Below are 19412 nucleotides of genomic sequence, written 5' to 3'. Positions count from 1 at the left end.
CCCCCGGATGCCGGGAGCGTTCGAGGAGACCCAGCCGGTCGCCGTCGTCGGCCTCGCCTGCCGACTGCCGGGCGCCGCCACCCCCCAGGAGTTCGCCGCCCTCCTCGCCCGAGGCGACGACGCCGTCACCGAACCCCCGACGGAGCGCCGCGACAACTGGCCCGACGACCCGGACATCCCCACCCGGGCCGGCTTCCTGGCCCGCGTCGACACCTTCGACGCCCCCTTCTTCGGCATCTCCCCCCGCGAGGCCGCAGCCCTCGACCCCCAGCAGCGCCTCCTCCTCGAACTCGGCTGGGAAGCCCTCGAACACGCCGGCATCCCGCCCGCCGCCCTCGACGGCACCAGCACCGGCGTCTACGTCGGCTCCCTCGCCGACGACTGGGCCCGCCTCACCCAGCGCCAAGGGCCCGACGCCCTCACCGCGCACACCTTCACCGGCGTCCAGCGCTCCCTGCTCGCCAACCGGCTCTCCTACACCCTCGGCCTCACCGGACCCAGCCTGACCGTCGACTCCGGCCAGTCCTCCTCGCTCGTCGCCGTCCACCTCGCCGCCGAGAGCCTGCGCCGGGGCGAGTGCGAGATCGCCCTGTGCGGCGGCGTCAACCTCATCCTCACCCCGGACAGCACCCGCGCCGTCCACCGGCTCGGCGCACTCTCCCCGGACGGCCGCTGCCACACCTTCGACGCCGACGCCAACGGCTACGTGCGCGGCGAGGGCGGCGGCCTCGTCGTCCTCAAGCCCCTGGAGCGCGCCCTCGCCGACGGCGACCGCGTCCACGCCGTCATCCGGGGCAGCGCCGTCAACAACGACGGCGGCGGCACCGCCCTCACCGCGCCCGACGCGGGCGCCCAGCGCGAGGTCGTCCAGGCCGCGTGCCGGCGCGCCGGGGTCGCCTTCTCGGACGTCCAGTACGTCGAACTCCACGGCACCGGCACGCCGACCGGCGACCCCGTCGAGGCCGCGGCGCTCGGCGCCGCCCTCGGCACCGGCCGCCCCCCGGAGCGGGCCCTGCGCGTCGGCTCGGTCAAGACCAACATCGGGCACCTGGAGGGCGCGGCGGGCATCGCCGGGCTCATCAAGACGGTGCTGTGCCTGCGGGACGGCCGCCACGCGCCGACCCTCCACCACACGACACCGCACCCCCTGATCCCGCTGACCGAACTCGGACTCACCGTCCAGCGCACGGCCGAGGACTGGCCCACCGTCGACGGCCAACGCCTCGCCGGCGTCAGCTCGTTCGGCCTCGGCGGAACCAACTGCCATGTGGTGCTGGGGTCGGGACCGCTGGAGAGGGCGAGGGAAGCGGCGCAGACGCCGACCGCCGGGCCGCAGAGCCTTACGGCTGAACCGCAGACGCCGGCCGCCGGACCACACGCCCTGGCCGGCGCAGAGCAGGCCCCGGCCGCTGTACGAGAGCCGTCGGCGGCAGCGGCGCACGCCCCGGCCCCTGTGGGGGAGACCCCGGGCGCAGCCGCGCGCGCGGGGGAGACACCGGCGCCCTGGGTTCTCTCCGCCCGTACCCCCGATGCCCTCGCCGACCAGGCCCTCAGGCTTCTCGACGCCGCGCCGGAGGCGGCCGCGTCGCCCGATGCCGTTGCTCACGCGCTGCTCACCACGCGCACGGCCTTCCCGCACCGCGCGGTGATCCTCGCCGCCGACGCGCGGACGCGCCGGGAAGCGCTCGCGGCGCTCGCCGAGGGGCGTCCCTCACCCGCCGCCGTCACCACGCCGGCGCCCGCGGGGCAGGGCCCCGGGCCGGTGTTCGTCTTCCCCGGCCAGGGCTCGCAGTGGCCCGGAATGGCAGTCCGACTCCTCGACGAGGAGCCCGCGTTCGCCGCAGCGTGGCACAGGTGTGCCGAGGCGATCGCGCGGTGCGCGGACTGGGATCTGACGGACGTCGTGCGTCAGGCTCCCGGGGCCCCCGGCCTGGACCGCGTCGATGTGCTCCAGCCGGTGCTGTGGGCGGTGATGGTGTCGCTCGCGGAGCTGTGGCGGGCGTACGGCGTCGAGCCGGCGGCGGTCGTGGGGCACTCGCAGGGCGAGGTCGCGGCGGCGGTCGTCGCGGGGGCGCTGTCCTTCGAGGACGGGGCCGAAGTCGCGGTGCGCCGGGCCGAGTTGATCCGGCGGGAGCTGTCCGGCAAGGGCGGGATGGCCGCCGTCTGGGAGTCGGCGGACGCCGTCACCGCACGGCTGGCCACGCTGGGCGGCGGCGTGGAGATCGCCGCCGTCAACGGGCCCGAGTCGGTCGTCGTCGCCGGGGACACCGAAGGACTGCGCGCGCTGCTCGCCTCGTGCGCGGCGGACGAGGTGCGGGTGCGCGAGGTCGCCGTCGACTACGCCTCCCACTCCTCCCACGTCGAGGCGATCCGTGACGGCCTGCGCACCGCGCTCGCGGACCTCACCCCGCGCCCGTTCGAGGTCCCCTTCCACTCCGCCGTCCTCCCCGGCACCGTCGACCCGCTGCCGGACGGCGAGTACTGGTACCGCAACCTGCGCGAGCCGGTCTCCTTCGCGGCGGCCGTCACCGCCCTCGCCGAGGCGGGACACCGCACGTTCATCGAGATCAGCCCCCACCCCGTGCTGGCCCCGGCGCTCGCCGCGACCGCCGAGGCGGCCGGCGTCCAGGCCGCCGTCGTGCCCACCCTGCGCCGCGACGACGGCGGCCCCGACCGTGTCGCCGCCTCCCTCGCGCAGGCGTACGTGCACGGCGTCGACGTCGACTGGACCCGCACGCTCCAAGGCCCCTACGAGCGCGTCGAGTTGCCCACCTACCCCTTCCAGCGCAGCCGCCACTGGCTGACGGGCGCGGCAGTCGCCGACGAGGCACCGGCCGCCTTCGAGGCGCCGGAACCCGTCCGGCGGGCCCGCCCCCCGGCCGACACCCTCGACCTGGTCCGCGCCGAGGCCGCCGCCGTCCTCGGACACGCCGGCACCGCCGACGTCGGCCCCCACCTCACCTTCAAGGACCTCGGGTTCGACTCGCACCTCGCGCTGGAACTGCGCGGACGCCTCGCGGCGGCGACGGGACGCACCCTGCCGACGACCCTGCTGTTCGACCACCCGACCCCGGCGGAACTGGCCCGGCATCTGTCCGACGAACCGTCAAAAGCGGTGCAGGACAAAGCCATGGGGCGTGACGACGGCGACCCCGTCGTCATCGTCGGGATGGCCTGCCGCCTGCCGGGCGGCATCACGGACCCCGAACGGCTGTGGCAGGCGCTCGGGGACGGGTTCGACGCGGTGGGCGCGCCGCCCGCCGACCGGGGCTGGACGGCGGAGGGGCACCGGGGCGGATTCCTCGCGGACGCGGGGGAGTTCGACGCCGACCTCTTCGGGATCTCCCCGCGCGAGGCGCTGGCCATGGACCCCCAGCAGCGCCTCCTCCTGGAGACCGCCTGGGAGGCCCTGGAGCGGGCCGGGATCGCCCCGACCGCGCTGCGCGGCACCCGCACCGGCGTCTACGTCGGCGCCATGAGCCAGGAGTACGGCCCCCGCCTGTCCGACGCCCCCGACGACCTGCGCGGACACCTCCTCACCGGCACCACGGCCGGCGTCCTGTCGGGCCGCCTGTCCTACGTCTTCGGCTGCGAGGGTCCCGCCGTCACCGTCGACACCGCCTGCTCCTCCTCCCTTGTCGCCCTGCACCTGGCGGCCGAGTCGGTGCGCCGGGGCGAATCCGCGCTGGCGCTCGTCGCGGGCGTGACCGTGATGGCGGCGCCCGGCCTGTTCAGCGAGTTCTCCCGGCAGGGCGGACTCTCCCCGGACGGCCGCTGCAAGGCGTTCGGATCCGGCGCCGACGGCACGGGCTGGTCGGAGGGTGTCGGCGTGCTCCTCGTCGAGTGCCTGTCCGAGGCCCGGCGAGCGGGCCACCCCGTGCTGGCGGTCGTGCGCGGGTCGGCGATCAACCAGGACGGCGCCTCCAACGGGCTCACCGCGCCCAACGGCCTCGCCCAACAGCGCGTCATCCAGGACGCGTTGGCGGACGCCGGGCTCGCCCCGGGCGACGTCGACGCTGTCGAGGCCCACGGCACCGGCACGAAACTCGGCGACCCGATCGAGGCCCACGCTCTCCTCGCCACCTACGGCCAGGACCGCGAACGCCCCCTGTACCTCGGCTCGTTGAAGTCCAACATCGGACACGCGCAGGCCGCCGCCGGAGTCGCCGGCGTCATCAAGACCGTCCTCGCCCTGCACCACGGCGAACTGCCGAGGACGCTCCACGCCGACGAGCCGTCCGCGTACGTCGACTGGGCCTCGGGCGCGGTCGAACTCCTCACCCGGAGCCGGGAATGGCCCGAGACCGGGCGGCCCCGGCGCGCGGGCGTCTCGTCCTTCGGGATCAGCGGCACCAACGCCCACGTCGTCCTCGAACAGGCGCCCACCACCCAACTCCCGCCCACCGCACCGGAGTCCACCACCCCCGTTCCCCTCGTCCTGTCCGCCGCGACCCCCGAGGCCCTGAACGCCCAGGCCGCCCGCCTGCGCGCCCGCCTCACGGACGACACCGAACTCACCTCGCTCGCCCATGCCCTCGCCACCACCCGCGCCCCCCTCCCGCACCGCGCCGCCGTCCTCACCGGCGACCGCGACCGCCTGCACACCGACCTCGCCGCCCTCGCGGCCGGCGACGCCACCCCGACGGCGCCCCGCGCGCAGGCCGAAGACGGCGCGACCGCCTTCCTGTTCACCGGCCAGGGCAGCCAACGCCCCCGCATGGGACTGGAGTTGTACGAAGCCCAGCCCGCGTTCAGGGCCGCGCTCGACGAGATCGCCGCCCACCTCGACCCGCTGCTGCCGCACCCCCTGCTGACTCTCCTGGCCGACGAGACCGGGCTCCTGGACCGCACGGAGTTCGCCCAGCCGGCCCTGTTCGCCGTCGAAGTGGCCCTGTTCCGGCTGCTGGAGCACTGGGGGATCGTCCCCGACCACCTGCTCGGCCACTCGGTCGGCGAACTGGCCGCCGCGCACGTCGCCGGAGTCCTCTCCCTCGCCGACGCCTGCGCGCTGGTCGCCGCCCGGGGACGCCTCATGCAGGCGCTGCCCGCGACCGGCGCGATGATCGCCGTGGAAGCCACCGAGGACGAGCTGCTGCCCGAACTCGCCGGACACGAAGGCGAGTTCACGCTCGCCGCCGTCAACGGGCCAGGTTCCGTGGTCGTCTCCGGTGATGCCGACGGGGTACGCGACCTCGCCGCCCGCTGGAAGGCGCGCGGACGCCGCACCCGGGAGCTGCGGGTCTCGCACGCCTTCCACTCGCCCCACATGGACCCGATGCTCGCGCAGTTCGCGGTCGCCGCCGCCGAAGCCGCCTACCGGGCACCGGAGTTGTCCGTGATCAGCGACCTCACCGGCGCCAAGGCCACCGAGGAGGAGCTGTGTTCGCCCGACACGTGGGTGCGGCACGTGCGCGGGACCGTCCGGTTTCATGACGGAGTACGGGAGTTGAGGACGCTCGGCGTCACCCGGTTCGTGGAACTCGGCCCCGACGGCGTCCTCACCGCGATGGTCCGCGACGCCTTCGACGACGCCACCGTCATCCCCGTCCTGCGCCGCGACCACCCCGAGCCCGACACCGCCGCCACCGCGCTCGCCCGCCTCCACCTCACCGGCCACAGCCCCGACTGGGCCGCCGTCTTCGCCGGCCACCCCCCGGCCGACCCCGCACACCTGCCCACCTACGCCTTCGACCGCCACCGCTACTGGCTCACCCCCGGCCCTCCGGCGACGGCCACCGCGCCCGGCACCAGCCCGTTGAGCCACCCGGTGCTCACCTCGCTCACCTCCGTCGCCGGCGGCCAGACCCTGCTGACCGGCCGGATCTCCCACCGCACCGGCCCGTGGCTCGCCGACCGCACGGTGGGCGGCCGGGCCCTCGTGCCGGACGCGGTCCTCCTCGACCTCGCCCTGACCGCCGCCCGCGAGACCGGCGCCACCCGGGTCGCCACCCTCAGGCCCGTCACCCCGCTGGACCTCCCGCCGGACACCGCGCTCGACGTCCAGGTCCTGGTGGACGCCGACAGCCTGCGCGTCCACACCCGGCCGGCGACCGGCGACGTCCCCTGGACTCTGCACGCCGAAGGCACCCTGGACACACAGGGCCCGGCGGAAGAGGTCCCGTGGGAGCAGGCCGGCGCCGTTGAACTGGACATCGACGCGCCCTACGACCGGCTCGCCGCCTCCGGCGTCCTGTACGGGCCCGCCTACCGAGCCCTGCGCACGGCCCGGCGCAACGCCGACACGGGCACTGTCAGCGCCGAACTCACCGTCCCCGACGAGGGGTTCACCCTGCACCCGGCCCTGCTGGACAGCCTCGAACGGCTCCTCACGGCGGACGACGAGACGCCCGCGCTGGGCACCGAGTACCGGGACGTCCACGTGCCCGGCCCGGCCACCGGCACCCTGCGCGCCCTGCTCACCCCGGCCGGCATACTCCTGGCCGACACCGAGGGCCGAACCGTCGCGGCGGTCGGCGCGATCCTCCCGCGCCCCCTGCCCGAGACGGACGCCGTCGGCCCGTACGGCGCCGACCGGCCCTACGCCCTGGAGTGGCGGGCCGTCGAGGCACCGCACACCGTCACCGACGCCCGCTGGGCCGTCGTCGGCGAGGCCGTCGACCCGCACGCCCTGCCCGGCGCCGTGCACCACGCGGACCTCGACACCCCGGACGCGGACGTCGTGGTCGTCGGCTGCGGGGCGAAGGCCACCGGCGCCGACGGGGCGCGCGACGCCGCGCACCACGCGCTCGCCACCGTGCGGACCTGGCTCGCGGACGAGCGGCGGGCCGAGGCCCGGCTGATCGTGGCGACCAGGCGGGCCGTCGCCCCCGACGGCGGGGACTGCGCGCCCGAACAGGCGCCCGTGTGGGGCCTGTTGAGGTCCGCGCAGACCGAACACCCGGGCCGTTTCGTCCTGGTGGACCTCGACGACCACCCGGAGTCCGCCGCCGCGCTGCCCGCCGCCCTCGCCACCGGCGAACCCCAACTCGCCCTGCGCCGGGGCAAGCTGTACGCACCCCGGCTCACCCGGCCCACCGCCACCCCGGACCAGGGGCCCGCCCTCGACCCCGACGGCACGGTCCTCGTCACCGGCGGCACCGGCGGCCTCGGCAGGCTCGTCGCCCGCAGGCTCGCCGAACGGCACGGCGTACGGCACCTGCTGCTGCTCAGCCGCAGCGGCGGCGACGCCGACGGGCTGGCCGCCGAACTCGGGCTGCCCGCAGGCGTCCACCTGACCGTCGCCGCCTGCGACGCCGCCGACCGCGACCAGCTCGCCGCCGTCCTCGCCGCCGTCCCCGAGGACGCTCCGCTCACCGCCGTCGTGCACACCGCCGGCGTCGTCCATGACGCGACCGTCGAGGCCGCCGACCCCGCCGACCTCGACCGGGTGCTGCGGCCGAAGGCCGACGCCGCCTGGCACCTGCACGAGCTGACGGCCGGGCACCACCTCGCCGCGTTCGTGCTGTTCTCCTCCGTCTCCGGCGTCACGGGCGCGGCGGGGCAGGGGAGTTACGCCGCCGCGAACACCTTCCTCGACGCGCTCGCCCACCACCGCCGCGCCGCGGGACTGCCCGCCGTCTCCCTCGCCTGGGGACCCTGGGCACCCACCGGAGGCATGACCGGCAAACTCACCGCCACCGACCTCGACCGCATGCGGCGCGGCGGACTCCTCCCGCTCACCGCCGACCACGGACTCGCTCTCTTCGACACCGCCCTGCGCGACCGGGCGGCCCCGCTGCTGCTGCCGCTCGCCCTGTCCCTGCCGGACGTCAGGCGCGCCGCCCACGAGGGCACCGCCTCGCCCCTGTACCGCGAACTCGTCGGCACCGCCTGGCGGTCGCCCACCGAACAGACCCCGGACGCCGCACCGGAACCCGACCTGCCCCGGCAGCTCGCCGGCACCCCCGCACCCGAGCGGGAGGCCCTGCTCCTGGACCGCGTGCGCGCACACGCCGCAGCCGTCCTGGGCCACCGTGACGGCCGCCGCGTCGAACCGGGGCGCACCTTCAAGGAACTCGGCTTCGACTCCCTCATGGGCGTCGAACTGCGCAACCGGCTCACGGCCGCAGCAGGGCGCCGCATGCCCGCCGGGCTCCTCTTCAACCACCCCACCCCCACGGCGGTCGCCCGCCACCTGCGCGACACCCTGGCCCCCGCGCCCGCCGACGGCTCGCTCACCGAGACGCTGGACGCGCTGGAGAGCCTGATGACCACCGGGCACCCGGAGCAACTGGCCGACACCGCTGACCGGTTGCGCCTGTTGCTCGCGCACTGCGAGGAACGCACCGCCGTCCTCACCCCGGCCGGCCACCCGGCCCCCGGCACGGACCACGGGGTGCGCCAGACCCTCGCGGAGGCGAGCGTCGACGAACTCTTCTCCTTCATCGACCAAGAACTGGGTCAGGGCCCCGGCCCCCACAGCACAGCCAACAGCCACAGCCGCGAAGGCGAGGAATGACGGACATGTCGGAATCCGAGAGGCTGGTCGACTACCTCAAGCGCGTCACCGCCGAACTGCACGAGACGCGCGGGCAGTTGCACCGCCTGGAGCAGGACGCCCGCGAACCCCTCGCGATCGTCGGCCTGTCCTGCCGGCTCCCCGGCGGCGCCGACTCGCCGCGCGCCCTGTGGGACCTGCTCGCCGACGGCCGCGACGCCATCGGCCCGGTACCCGCCGCACGCGGCTGGGACCTCTCCTTCCCCGGCGGCTTCCTGCCCGACATCGCCTCCTTCGACCCCGGCTTCTTCGGCATCTCCCCGCGCGAGGCCGCCGCCATGGACCCCCAGCAGCGCCTGCTCCTAGAGACCGCCTGGGAGGCGTTCGAACACGCCGGCCTCGACCCGCGCGCACCGCACGCCCGCCGCACCGGCGTCTTCACCGGCCTCGTCGCCCAGGACTACGGCCCCCGCCTCGACGACGCCGACGACGACACCGGCGGCCACCTCCTGACCGGCACCACCGCCAGCGTCGCCTCCGGCCGCATCGCCTACACCTTCGACTTCGAGGGCCCCGCCGTCACCGTCGACACCGCCTGCTCCTCCTCCCTGGTCGCCCTGCACCTCGCCGCCCAGTCCCTGCGGCGCGGCGACTGCGACCTCGCCCTCGTCGGCGGCGCCTGCGTCCTGTCCACCCCCGGCCTCTTCCACAGCTTCCAGCGGCAGGGCGGACTCGCCGGCGACGGCCGCTGCAAGGCGTTCGGCGCCGACGCGGACGGCACCGGCTGGTCCGAGGGCGCCGCCCTCATCCTGGTCGAACGCCTCTCCGACGCCCGCCGCAACGGGCACCCGGTGCTGGCCGTCGTCCGGGGCACCGCCGTCAACCAGGACGGCGCCTCCAACGGGCTCAGCGCCCCCAGCGGCCCCGCCCAGGAACGCGTCCTGCGCGCCGCGCTCACCGACGCCGGCCTCACCCCGGCCGACGTCGACGCCGTCGAGGCGCACGGCACCGGCACCCGCCTCGGCGACCCCATCGAGGCCGAGGCACTGCACGCCGTGTACGGGCAGGGGCGCGAACACCCGCTGTACCTCGGCTCGCTGAAGTCCAACATCGGGCACACCCAGGCCGCCGCCGGCGTCGCCGGACTCATCAAGACCGTCCTCGCGATGCGCGAAGGCGTCCTGCCCCGCACCCTGCACGCCGACCGGCCCACCACCGAGGTCGACTGGACCTCCGGCGCGATCCGCCTCCTCACCGAGGCCCGCCCCTGGCCCCGGACGGGACGGCCGCGCCGCGCGGGCGTCTCCTCCTTCGGGATCAGCGGCACCAACGCCCACGTCATCGTCGAACAGGCCCCGGCCGACACCCCCCTCGCCGCCGCCCCGGACGCCCCCGACACCCCCGCCTTCCACACCGCGCCACTCCTCCCGTTCCCCCTCAGCGCCCGCACCCCGGCCGCCCTGCCCGCCCAGGCCGCAGCCCTGCGCCGCCACCTGACGCGCACCGACGCCACCCCCGCCGACCTCGCCTGGTCCCTCGCCACCGCCCGCGCCCACCTCCCGCACCGCGCCGTCGCCCTCGCCCCCGACCTCCCCGCCCTCACCCCGCTCCTCGACCAGTACGCCGACGGCACCCTCCCCGCCGGCGTCGTCCAGGGCAGCGCCCCCGACGGACCGGCCCGCGTCGTCCTCGTCTTCCCCGGCCAGGGCTCGCAGTGGGCCGGCATGGCCGTCGACCTCCTCGACACCTCGCCGGTCTTCGCCCGCCGCATGGCCGAGTGCGAGGACGCCCTCTCGGCGTTCGTCGACTGGTCGCTCACCGACGTCCTGCGCACCCGGGACACGCTGGAGCGCGTCGACGTCGTCCAGCCCGTCCTGTGGGCCGTCATGGTCTCCCTCGCCGCACTGTGGTCCGCGTGCGGCGTCACCCCGGACGCCGTCGTCGGGCACTCGCAAGGAGAGATCGCCGCCGCCGTCGTCGCCGGAGCCCTGTCCCTGGAGGACGGCGCCCGGGTCGCCGCCCTGCGCTCACGCGCCCTCACCGGGCTGTCCGGACGCGGCGGCATGGTCTCCGTCGCGGAAGCCGGCGACGCCGTCCGCGCCCGCCTCACCGCCTGGGCGGGCCGCGTCGACGTCGCCGCGCTCAACGGGCCCGCCGCCACGGTCGTCGCCGGGGACGACGACGCCCTCGACGAGCTGATCGCCGCCTGCGAACGCGACGGCGTGCGTGCCCGCCGCGTCGCCGTCGACTACGCCTCCCACTGCGCCCACGTCACGGCCGTCGAAGACGACCTGCGCACCCTCCTGGCTCCGGTCACCCCCCGCACGGCCACCACCGCCTTCTACTCCACCGTCACCCCCGGCCGCACGGACACCAGCCTCCTCGACGCCGGCTACTGGTACCGCAACCTCCGCCACACCGTCCGCTTCGAAGACGCCACCCGGGCCCTCCTCGACGCGGGGCACACCCTCTTCATCGAGGTCAGCCCCCACCCCGTCCTCACCCACGCCCTCCAGGACACCCTGGACGCGCACCCCGCCCCCGCCGCCGTGACCGCCACCCTGCGCCGCGACACCGACGGGCCCCGCCGCTTCACCGAGGCCCTGGCCGAAGCCCACGCCCACGGCGCCCCCGTCGACTTCGCCGCCCTCCTCGCCGGCACCGGGGCCCGCCGCACCGAACTCCCCGCCCACGCCTACCGGCGCACCCGCCACTGGCTCGACACCCCCGCCCCCGCCACCGCCGAGGACCCCGACACCGCCGCCCTCTGGCACGCCGTCGACGACCGCGACACCCTCGCCGTCGCCCACCGCCTCGGCGTCACCGCCGACGACGGACTCGACGCCACCGTCCGCGCCCTCGCCGACTGGCGCGCCCGCACCCGCCGGCGCACCGCCGCCGACGCCCTGCGCCACCACGTCGTCTGGCAGCCCGCCCCCGCCGAACCCGCCCCGCTCGACGGCACCTGGGTGCTCCTCGAACCCCCGCACGCCCTCCCCGAGGCCGACTGGACCGCCGCCGCCCTCACCGCGCACGGCGCCACCGAGGTGCACCGCATCACCGTGCCCGAGGACGCGCCCGCCGACGTCTTCGCGCCCTGCGCGCAGGCCACCGGGACCGTCTCCCTGCTCGCCCTCGACACCCGCCCCCACCCCGGCCATCCCACGATCCCCGCCGGGCTCGCCGCCACGCTCGGCGCCGTGCGGGCGCTGCGCGCCCTCGGCACGAACGGCCCGCTGTGGACCCTCACGCGGGGTGCCGTCGCCACCGGCGCCGACGAAGGGGCCGTGCCCGAACAGGCACAGGTGTGGGGGCTCGGCCGGGTCGTCGGGCTGGAGTGGCCCGACGGCTGGGGCGGCCTCGTCGACCTGCCCCAGGCCCTCGACACCCACGCCGCCGACAACGCCGACGCCGACGCCGATCCCCTGACCGTCGGCGACCTCCGCACCGGCCTCGACCCCCGCACCGCCGTCGACCTCGCCGCCCTCCTCGCCGCCCCCGGCGCCGAACAGGAGTGGGCGCTGCGCGCGTCCGGCCCTCTGGTCCGGCGCCTCGTGCACGCACCCCGCCCCGAAGGCGCCCCCTGGACGCCGCGCGGCACGATCCTGGTCACCGGCGGCACCGGAACCCTCGGCTCCCGGGTCGCCCGCAAGCTCGCGAGCGACGGGGCCGACCACCTCGTCCTCACCGGCCGGCGCGGCCCCGACGCCCCAGGCGCGGCCGAACTCGCCGACCGGATACGGGAAACGGGCGCCCGCGTCACGATCGTCGCCTGCGACGCCGGGGACCGCGACGCGCTCGCCGCCGTCATCGCCGCCCACCCGCCGACCGCCGTCATACACACCGCCGGCGTCACCGGCTTCACCGGCCTCGACGACCTCACCCCCGCCGAACTCGCCCGCATGGCCGCCGGCAAGAGCGACGGCGCCCGGCACCTCGACGAGCTGACCGCGCACCTCGACCTCGACGCGTTCGTGCTGTTCTCCTCCGGCGCCGCGATCTGGGGCGGCGCCCGCCAGGCCGCCTACGCCGCCGCCAACGCCCACCTCGACGCCCTCGCCGCCGCCCGCCGCGCCCGGGGCGCCACCGCGACCTGCGTCGCCTGGGGCAGCTGGGCCGGCGGCGGCATGGTCGACGCCGACACCCAGCGCGCCTTCGACCGGATCGGCGTACGCGGCCTCGACCCCGACACCGCCCTCACCGCCCTCTTCGACGCCGTCGGCGCGGGCGAGACCACCCTCACCGTCACCGCCATGGACTGGCCGGTGTTCGCCGCCGGCTACCGCGCCGCCCGCCACCGCCCCCTCCTCGACGCCCTCCCCGAAGCAGCCGAGACCCCCGCGCCCGCCGACACCCCCGCCCTCGCCGCGCAACTCGCCCACCTCACCGACCGGGACCGCGACCGCCACCTCCTGCGCCTCGTCCGCACCGCCGCCGCGGCCGCCCTCGGCCACCCCGACCCCGAGGCGGTCACCGCGACCGGCGCCTTCCGCGACCTCGGCCTCGACTCCGTCACCGCCGTCGACCTGCGCAACCGCCTCACCGCCGCGACCGGCCTGACCCTGCCGAGCACCCTCGTCTTCGACCACCCCACCCCGGCCGCCGTCGCCACCGCCCTCCGCGACCGCCTCGACCTCGCCCCGGCCGCCGAAGCCACCGCCCGCCCGCAGCAGCAGACCGAGACGCACGACGACCCCATCGTGATCGTCGGCATGGCCTGCCGCTTCCCCGGCGGCGTCGAGAACCCCGAGGACCTGTGGGACCTCGTCAGCGAGGGCCGGCACGGCATCGGCGCCTTCCCCACCGACCGGGGCTGGCCCACCGGCCTCGACATCGCCACCCGCCAGGGTGGATTCCTGAGCGGACTCGCCGACTTCGACGCCGGCTTCTTCGGGATCTCCCCGCGCGAAGCCCTCGCCATGGACCCCCAGCAGCGCCTCCTCCTGGAGGTCTCCTGGGAGGCCCTGGAGCGCGCCGGCATCGCGCCGCCCGCCCTGCACGGCTCGCGCACCGGCGTCTACATCGGCGCCGGCAACTTCGACTACGCCTCCCTCGCCCTCACCACCGAGGAGGGCAAGGACTACGCCCTCACCGGCTCCGTCGGCAGCGTCGCCTCCGGCCGCATCTCCTACACCCTGGGCCTGGAGGGCCCGGCCGTCACCTTCGACACCGCCTGCTCCTCCTCCCTCGTCGCCCTGCACCACGCGGTCCGCGCCCTCGGCGCCGGCGAGTGCGACCTCGCGCTCGTGGGCGGCGCCGCCGTCATGGCCACCACGACCGCCTTCGAATCCTTCACCCGCCAGGGCGGCCTCGCCCCGGACGGCCACTGCAAGTCCTTCGCCGACGCCGCCGACGGCACCGGCTGGAGCGAGGGCGCCGGCGTCCTGGTCGTCGAACGGTTGTCGGACGCCCGCCGAGGCGGCCACGAGATCCTGGCCGTCGTCCGGGGCTCCGCGATCAACCAGGACGGCGCCTCCAACGGCCTCACCGCCCCCAACGGCCCTTCCCAGCAACGCGTCATCCGCGACGCCCTGGCCGACGCCGGGCTCACCCCCGCCGACGTCGACGCCGTCGAGGCCCACGGCACCGGCACCCGCCTCGGCGACCCCATCGAGGCGCAGGCCGTCCTCGCCACCTACGGACAAGGCCGCGAACGGCCCCTGTACCTCGGCTCGTTGAAGTCCAACATCGGCCACACACAGGCCGCCTCCGGCGTCGCCGGGGTCATCAAGACCGTCCTCGCCCTGCGCGCGGGCCTCCTCCCGAAGACCCTGCACGTCGACGAACCGACCCGGCAGGTCGACTGGACGTCCGGCGCCGTCGAACTCCTCACCTCGCGCAGGGAGTGGCCCGACACCGGACGCCCGCGCCGCGCGGCCGTCTCCGCGTTCGGCGTCAGCGGCACCAACGCCCACGTCGTCCTGGAACAGGCCCCCACCGCCGACCCGCAGCCGCAGGCCACGCGCACCCTGCCCGCCGTCCCCGTCCTGCTGTCCGCTCGCACCGCCCCCGCCCTGCGCGCCCAGGCCGCCCGCCTGAGCGCCGCCCTCGACGACCCCGCACTCACCCTGCCCGACCTCGGCTACACCCTCGCCGTCCACCGCGCCGCCCTCAGCCACCGCGCCGCACTCCTCGCCACCGACACCGGGACACTCCGCACCGCCCTCGATGCTCTGGCCACCTCCACGGACGCCTCGCCTGGTGTCTCGGACGGCGGGCTCGCGGTCATGTTCTCCGGGCAGGGCTCGCAACGCGTCGGGATGGGGCGGGAGTTGTACGAGGCGTACGAGGTGTATGCCGCCGCGTTCGACGAAGTGTGCGCGGCCTTTGGTGAGTTGGCGCTGAAGGAATCCGTTTTCGAAGGCAGTGAGGAGGAGTTGGCGGCGACCGGGCTCGCGCAGCCCGCACTGTTCGCGGTCGAGGTCGCGCTGTACCGGCTTCTTGAGTCGTGGGGGGTGCGTCCGGACGTCGTTCTCGGGCACTCGCTGGGCGAGTTGACAGCCGCGTACATCGCCGGGGTGTGGTCGCTGAAGGACGCCTGCCGGGTCGTCGCCGCACGCGGGCGCCTCATGCAGGAGCTGCCCTCGGGCGGGGCCATGTGGGCGGTCGAGGCCGAGGAGTCCGAGCTGACCGACACGCCCGGAGTCTGGCTTGCCGCCGTCAACGGCCCACGCGCGCTGGTGCTTTCCGGCGAGGAGGTCGCGGTGAAGGAGGTCGCCGACGGCTTCGCAGCCCGGGGCCGCCGGGTCAAGCAGCTCAAGGTCAGCCACGCCTTCCACTCGGGCCTGATGGACCCGATGCTGGAGGAGTTCGGACGCGTCCTCGCCGAGGTGACGTACGCCGAGCCGTCCATCCCGGTCGTCTCCAACGTCACCGGCGACCTCGCCGGACCCGAACTCACCACCCCCGCCTACTGGTTGACCCACGTCAGCGCGCCCGTCCGGTTCGCCGACGGCATCCGGACCGCGCAGGCCCAGGACATCGCCACCGTCCTCGAAGTCGGCCCCGACGGCTCCCTGTCGGCGGCCGTGCGGGAGACCGCGCCGGAGCTGGCGGTGGTCGCCGCGCAGCGCCGGGACCGGCCGCAGGCGCAGACGCTGCTGGGCGCGCTGGGGGAGGCCTACGCGCAGGGCGTGGACGTCGGCTGGGGCGCGGTGTTCGACGGCACGGGCGCCCGGCGGGTCCCGCTGCCGACGTACGCCTTCCAGCACCGCCGGTACTGGCCCGACGGCGCGGGTGTGTCCGCCGGGGCGCTGGAGGCGGCCGGGGTCGCGGCGGCCGGGCATCCGCTGCTGCGGACGTGGATCGCGTCGGCCGGTGGGGGAGAGGTCATCGCCACCGGGCGGATCGCGCAGGCCACCCACCCCTGGATCGCCGACCACGGCGTCCTCGGCACGGCCCTGCTGCCCGGCACCGGCTTCGTCGACCTGGTCTGCTGGGCCGGCGAGCGCCTGGGCTGCCCGGAGCTGACCGAGCTGACCCTCGCCGTCCCGCTCACCCTGCCCCGGGACACGGCGGCCGACCTCCAGCTCGTCGTGGCCGAGCCGGACGAGGACGGCCGGCGCGCGGTCGCCGTCTACTCCCGCCCGGTCACCGACGGCGACACCCAGCCCTGGACCCGGCACGCCGAGGGCGTTCTCGCCCCGGCCGCCGACGACACCGCCCCGTCCGTCGACTGGCCGTCGGACGAGACGGGTCCGGTCCCGCTCGACGGCTTCTACACCGGCCTCGTCGACGCCGGCTTCGACTACGGCCCCGCCTTCCAGGGGCTGCGGACGGTCGTCGAGGGCGCGGACGGCACCCTGTGGGCCGAGGCCGAACTCCCGGACGACGAGCGGCCCGCCGCCGCCCGCTTCGCCCTGCACCCGGCGCTCCTGGACGCCGTCCTGCACGCCCTCGGCGTCGCCCTGCCCCCGGGCAGCGCACCCCGGCTGCCCTTCGCGTGGACCGGCGTGCGCGTCCACGCGGCCGGCGCCGACGCCGTGCGCGCCCGCATCGACCGGGCGGACGACGGGACGGTGTCGCTGGCCGCCGTGGACGCGGCGGGCCAGCCGGTGGTGAGCGTGCGCGGGCTCGTCCTGCGCGAGACGAGCGCCGAACGGCTGTCGCCCGCCGGCCGGGAGACGCTGTACCGGATCGGCTGGACCCCGCTCACCCCGCCCGCCGAACTGCCCCCGGTGGAGACGCTGGACATCGAGGACTGGTCCGGCGCCGGGGACGCGGTCGTCGTCTCGGACACCGTCGTCGCCCACTGCCCCGACGGGGAACCGGGCCACGTCACCGGGCGGGTCCTGGCCACGCTCCAGCGGTGGCTGGACAACGAGCGGGCCGATGTGCCGCTGCTGTTCGTCACCCGGCGCGCCGCGACCGTCCCGCCCGCCGGACTGCTCACCGAGACCGCCCCCGCCGACCCCGGCACGCTCGCGCAGGCGGCGGCCGCCGGGCTCGTGCGGGCGGCGCAGGCCGAGCACCCCGGGCGGATCGTCCTCGTCGACACCGAGGGCGGTGACCTGCCCGTCGCCGCGCTCCTCGCGACCGGCGAACCGGACCTGGCGGTCCGCCAGGGACAGGTGTACGGACGCCGGCTGGAGCGCGCCGACGCCGGGACCCTCCTGGAGGCGCCCGCGACCGGGCCGTGGCGCCTCGACGTGCCCGAGCGCGGTTCGTTCGACACCCTCGCGCTGGTGCCCGCCGCCAGGCGTGACCTCGCCCCGGGCGAGGTGCGGATCGCCGTCCGGGCCGCCGGGGTCAACTTCCGGGACACCCTCGTCGCCCTCGACATGTACCCGGGCGACGCCGACCTCGGCATCGAGGGCGCGGGAACGGTCGTGGAGACCGGCCCCGGCGCGACCCGCTTCACGGTCGGCGACCGGGTGACCGGCATGATGGACGGCGCCTTCGCGCCCGAGGCGGTCACCGACGAACGGCTCCTGACGAGGGTCCCGTCCGGCTGGAGCGCGGCACAGGCCGCCGCCGCGCCCGTCGTCCACCTCACCGCGTACTACGGGCTCGTGGACCTGGGCCAACTGGGCGCGAGACAGCGGGTGTTGGTCCATGCCGGTGCGGGCGGCGTCGGGACGGCCGCCGTGCAACTGGCCCGGCACCTGGGCGCCGAGGTGTTCGCGACCGCGTCACGCGGCAAGTGGGACGCCCTCAGGGCAGCGGGCCTGGACGACGCGCACATCGCCGACTCCCGCACCCTCGACTTCCGTGACGCGTTCCTCACCGCTACCGGCGGCGACGGCATGGACGTCGTCCTCAACTGCCTCGCCGGCGAGTTCACCGACGCCTCCCTCCAACTCCTCCCGCGCGGCGGACGGTTCGTGGAGATCGGGAAGACCGACCTGCGGGACCCGGCACAGGTGGCCGCCCTGCACGCGGGAGTCGAGTACCGGGCCTTCGACCTCGGGGACGCCGGGCCCGACCGGATCCGCGCGATCCTCGACGCCCTGCACCCCCTCTTCGAGGCCGGCACGCTCACCCCGCCCCCGGTCACCGCCTGGGACGTGCGGCGCGCCCCGGACGCGTTCCGGGCCGTCGCCCAGGCCCGCATCGTCGGCAAGGCCGTCCTGACCCTGCCGGCCCCGGCCGGCACGGTCCTGGTCACCGGCGGCACCGGCACCCTCGGCGCCCACGTCGCCCGGCACCTGGTCCGCGCGCACGGCGTCCGCCGGCTCGTGCTGACCTCCCGCTCCGGCGCCGACGCCCCGGGCGCCCGGGAACTGCTGGCCGAGCTGACCGAGACCGGCGCCGAGGCCAGGGTCACCGCCTGCGACACGGGCGACCGGGACGCCGTCGCCCGCCTGCTCGCCGGGATCGACGACCTGACCGGCGTCGTGCACTGCGCGGGCGTCACCGACGACGGCGTCCTCACCGCGCTCACCCCCGAACGCCTCGACGCCGTCCTGCGCCCGAAGGCGGACGGCGCCCGCCACCTGCACGAGCTGACCGCGGGGCTCGACCTGGACTGCTTCGTCCTGTTCTCGTCCGCGTCCGCCACCTTCGGCGCCGCCGGACAGGCCAACTACTGCGCCGCCAACGCCGCCCTGGACGCCCTCGCCGCCGAACGCGCGCGCCAGGGCAGGCCGGCCACGGCGATCGCGTGGGGGCTGTGGGAGGAGGCCAGCGGGATGACGGCGGCGCTCGGCGCCCGGGACCTGGAGAGGCTGCGTCGCACCGGCACCCGGCCGTTGACCACCGTCGAAGGGCTCGCCCTGTTCGACGCCGCGCTGACCGGACGCGAACCGGCGGTCACCGCCGCCCCGTTCGACCTGCCCGCGCTGCGCGCCCACCACCGCGAGCGGCCCGCGCCCGCCCTGCTCACCGGCCTCCTCGGACAGCCCCGGCCACAGCGCCGCGCCACCACCCGCCGCACGGCCCCCGACAGCGGGGACTTCACGGCGGCCCTGGCCGCGCTGCCGGACGAGGAGCGGGCCGCGCGCGTGCTGGCGCTCGTCGTCGAACGCACCGCACAGGTCCTCGGGCACGCCGACGCCGGGGACATCGACCCGGACCAGGCGTTCAAGGACCAGGGGTTCGACTCCCTGACCGCCGTCGAGCTGCGCAACCGGCTCACCTCGGCCACCGGGCTCACCGTCCCCGCCACCCTCGTCTTCGACCACCCCTCGCCCGCCGCGCTCGCCGAGCACCTGCTGACACTGCTGCTGCCCGCCGAGAGCAGCCCGGCCGAACGGCTGCGGCGCGACCTCGACCGGCTGGAGACGGCCGCCGAGGCACTGGCCCCCGACGACCCGGCCCACACCGAGACCGCCGAACGCCTGCGCCGCATCCTCGCCCGGCTCACCGCGACCGCCCCCGCCAAGGACGGCCCCGACCCCCGGGTGGACGACGCCGACGCGGACGAACTCCTCGCGTTCATCGACAGCGAGTTCGGCGACCTGATCTGACCGGTACCGCCGAAAAACCCCGGCACCGCCGGACCCCGACCCCTGCCCCCCGTACAGACGCGGCCCAT

Annotated in this window: 2 protein-coding genes; both read left to right on the top strand. The window is 76.3% G+C overall.

Going from position 1 to position 19412, the window contains the following annotated elements:
- Positions 1 to 7 precede the first annotated feature (7 nt).
- Entirely contained in the window at positions 8 to 8458 is an 8451-nt protein-coding gene (locus IAG44_RS00105) for a type I polyketide synthase (protein ID WP_187745078.1), read from the top strand.
- Between the two features lie 5 nt (positions 8459 to 8463).
- Positions 8464 to 19344, top strand: a complete 10881-nt coding sequence (locus IAG44_RS00100; RefSeq protein ID WP_246561308.1) for a type I polyketide synthase — start codon at positions 8464 to 8466, stop codon at positions 19342 to 19344.
- Positions 19345 to 19412 lie beyond the last annotated feature (68 nt).

The organism is Streptomyces roseirectus (assembly GCF_014489635.1).
Classification (GTDB): Bacteria; Actinomycetota; Actinomycetes; order Streptomycetales; family Streptomycetaceae; genus Streptomyces; species Streptomyces roseirectus.
Note: the sequence above shows the minus strand (reverse complement) of the source record. Positions and strands in the feature narration are given on the sequence as shown.

Bases quoted from the DNA above. Each gene is read 5' to 3' on its own strand.
- IAG44_RS00105 (WP_187745078.1), top strand. From the start codon at position 8: ATGCCGGGAGCGTTCGAGGAGACCCAGCCGGTCGCCGTCGTCGGCCTC.
- IAG44_RS00100 (WP_246561308.1), top strand. From the start codon at position 8,464: ATGTCGGAATCCGAGAGGCTGGTCGACTACCTCAAGCGCGTCACCGCC.